Raw genomic sequence first — 3,052 nt, 5'->3', positions numbered from 1 at the left:
AGGAGAGGGAGCCAAATGCTTTAACGTCCCCTTTGTTACTGGTGCCGATAAAAGCTTGACTATACGCCCGGGTCATATCGGACGGGTCTATTCGTTCATTACTTTGTTCGTTAGCCGCAGCCAAACTTGGGGTTAGAATAACGACTGCATTAAGTAAAAGTATTTTGGTACTTCTAGAGATGAATTTGTTTTTTTTCATAGTGCTTCTTGGTCCGCTTTGATAGTTTGTTTGACTACACTTCAAATAATAACAACGAACGACATACGAAAATAATGCATAATGTATGGCATAATCCATCAATAAATTTCTTTGGAGTAAAGATGTTTTCCTATGAACACTTGGCCGCATTCTGCGCTACGTATGAAGAAAGCAGCTACAGCAAGGCAGGTAGAAAGCTTAAGAAAGAGCGCACAACCGTACGTGAACAGATCAAGGCACTTGAAGACAGTTTTTGCATCGAACTGTTTATTATCGAAGGAAAGCGTGCATTGCCGACAGAAGAAGCAAAAGCGTTGTATCGCCAAGCCAAAGTGTTATTAAAAAACAGCGACTTATTGTACGAAAGAATGATAAATGCTTATCAAAAGCCTTTTGAGTCGCTGGTCATATACCATGACGCTTTGGTGCCAGGTTCAATAATCAAAGACATCAACCAACTTGTTAAAAATGCGCTCCCCACATTGCGATTACACTGGCTTCAAAGGAATCGGAATGAAGTAATGGATGCGTTAACCGATGACACTCCGTGCGTTGCCATCATGCAAAGTAAGTTGAAAAACTTACCTGAGCGCCCTTTCCGTTACATTTATTTGGGTACGGTCCAACACCACTTTTATTGTAGCGCTGAGCATGCCTTAGCTAACCAGGGTACAGTGCACATTGATGAGCTGGAGATAGAGAAGCAATACATCATGGAAAGCCATCACAAAAGTAATGCTGACCTATTTTCTATCTCCACGGATTTGAGGATAGTCAGTAATAATGAAGTATTACTAGAACTACTTCGAGAGGATGGTTGGGCTATACTCAACCATTCAGTGGCTGACGCATGGGTTTCAAAAGGCATTTTGAAAAAATTGCCTGTCGTGGAAGTGGCGAATGCTCTTAGAATCCCACTGTCTTTTTATTGCTCTCTAGAGCTTGAAGGGTATCAAGAGATTGAATTGTTGGAATCTATTATCACCGATTATGCTCAATCACTTTTTTGGTAAGCCGGGTTAGAGTACGAAATGTTCATTCCCTCCCCTCAATATAAGTAGGCAGGAGGACACGCCTTTCATATCTAGTGTAGATTTTAATTTTAGAGTACGGTTCGCTATTAAAATACTAACAGATTAGAATAGTCATCAATAAGCCTTTACCCAATCGTGATTTCCGCTTCAAGTAAGCCAGCATTACAATGCAAGCGGTAGCCATAAATAGAAATGTTAAGTAATGACCGCTTTTACAAGTATGCTGGAACCGCTCCTTAACCGCCAACCATAATAAAAAGTACTGCTATTCCAGATGCACAATTTACCACTGAGTAATTACGTTAACCAAGAATGGGGCACTTTCGAGTTAGAAAGTGCCACGGGTAAAAATTCAATCCGAGAAGCTTTTGGACAATTCCGTTTTAGCGAGACTGCTAATTTAGCAAAGCATCAATTATTAAAAGTATGGCAAAAGTCGTTTATGAGAGTGTTTCTAAAAATATCAGACTAAATTCACTGACCGACTATAGGGTCGGGTAGTAATGGTGATGTTGGTTTTGTTATTCTGGATATTCGATTTAGCAGTAAATGATTAATCTGTATCAAGATAACTACCACGCAAGGAAACTTCCACTGTATTTTTTGCTACAGTTATAAAAAACAAAGTTACATTTCAAGGAATAGAAAGGGAGCTTTATGAGAAACAATCAGCCCGTAACCCAACGGGAACAAAAGTTTACTAGTAATGAAGACCTTGTATCGATCACCGATCTACAGGGCAAGATTAAATATGTCAACGATGCGTTTGTCGCGATCAGCGGGTTTACTTATGAGGAGTTGATTGGCCAAGATCACAACATCGTTCGTCATCCAGATATGCCGCCAGCTGCATTCACTGATCTATGGAAAACGGTAAAGTCAGGTCAGGCGTGGCGGGGGATGGTAAAGAACCGCAGCAAAAATGGTGACCACTATTGGGTGGATGCCTTTGTCATTCCGATCGTCAAAAATGGTGCTACCGTCGGTTATCAGTCGGTTAGGAGTAAACCAAGCGAAAGCCAGATTAATGAGGCTGAATTACTGTATAAATCGATGAAGCAAGACTCGTCGAAGACTTTGCCTCAACCTCGTTGGTTTAGACGGCTGACGACTCGGGCCATCAACCATATACTAAGCACCGTTCTAGTTTTGTGCGCAAGCTTGATTGGTCTACTTTCAGATCAGCCAATGCTACAACTCATTGCCTTGGTCTCTGTGGTGGTTGTGCTTGTGATGCTTTTTACCAACCAAAAAAGGGTGTTTTCAAAGTTTACTTACATCATAGAGCATAATCATTACCTTGCCGCTGGTGACTTTACGAAAAATATAGAGGTTGAGGGAAAGGACGAACTGTCTATGGTGCTAACCTCAATGAAAATGGTTCAAGGACGCTATAAAGCCATTTTTATGCAGACCTCGGAATCTGTCAGCAAGTTGCTATCTACAGCAGATAAGCTCTCTGCAACCAGTCATGATGTTTTATATGCGATGCGTGAGCAGAGCAGTCATACGACCCAAGTCGCCACTGGTATGAGTGAGATGACGGTAACGGTTGACGGTGTCTCGAGCAATGTGCAGTGCACGGCAGATACAACCACGCAACTGACTCAAGTGGTTGAAGGTGGTGACGCTCTTATTTCAGATACATTGCTACAAATGCAAGTATTTGCCGATGAAATGTCACAAACATCCCAAGCGATCAATGAACTATCTAAAGAAAGTGAAAAAATTACTAGTATCACAAATACCATCAGTGATATTGCCGAACAGACCAATTTGCTAGCACTAAACGCCGCAATTGAGGCAGCTCGAGCCGGTG

Annotated in this window: 2 protein-coding genes and 1 pseudogene; 2 read left to right on the top strand and 1 reads right to left on the bottom strand. The window is 41.6% G+C overall.

Annotated elements, in window-relative coordinates:
* Positions 1-199: pseudogene (locus ACP45E_RS18620) on the bottom strand (hypothetical protein); the annotation flags it as partial.
* A gap of 122 nt (positions 200-321) precedes the next feature.
* On the opposite strand from ACP45E_RS18620, the gene ACP45E_RS18615 reads away from it, so the two are divergent.
* Together ACP45E_RS18615 and ACP45E_RS18610 are read left to right on the top strand one after the other, a co-directional pair.
* A complete protein-coding gene (locus tag ACP45E_RS18615) occupies positions 322-1,212 on the top strand; it encodes a LysR family transcriptional regulator (RefSeq protein WP_017036984.1) in 891 nt (296 codons plus the stop codon).
* Between the two features lie 678 nt (positions 1,213-1,890).
* Positions 1,891-3,052: methyl-accepting chemotaxis protein (locus ACP45E_RS18610; RefSeq protein WP_141707418.1), on the top strand; the 1,162-nt coding region annotated here is incomplete at its 3' end.

The sequence above is a fragment of the Vibrio genomosp. F10 str. 9ZD137 genome (assembly GCF_049974785.1).
Lineage (GTDB): Bacteria > Pseudomonadota > Gammaproteobacteria > Enterobacterales > Vibrionaceae > Vibrio.
The sequence above is the reverse complement of the archived record's forward strand: the minus strand, read 5'-3'. Positions and strand labels throughout refer to the sequence as shown.

What these genes read in the sequence shown, in the direction of transcription:
- ACP45E_RS18615 (WP_017036984.1), top strand. Translation starts at nt 322, where the DNA reads ATGTTTTCCTATGAACACTTGGCCGCATTCTGCGCTACGTATGAAGAA.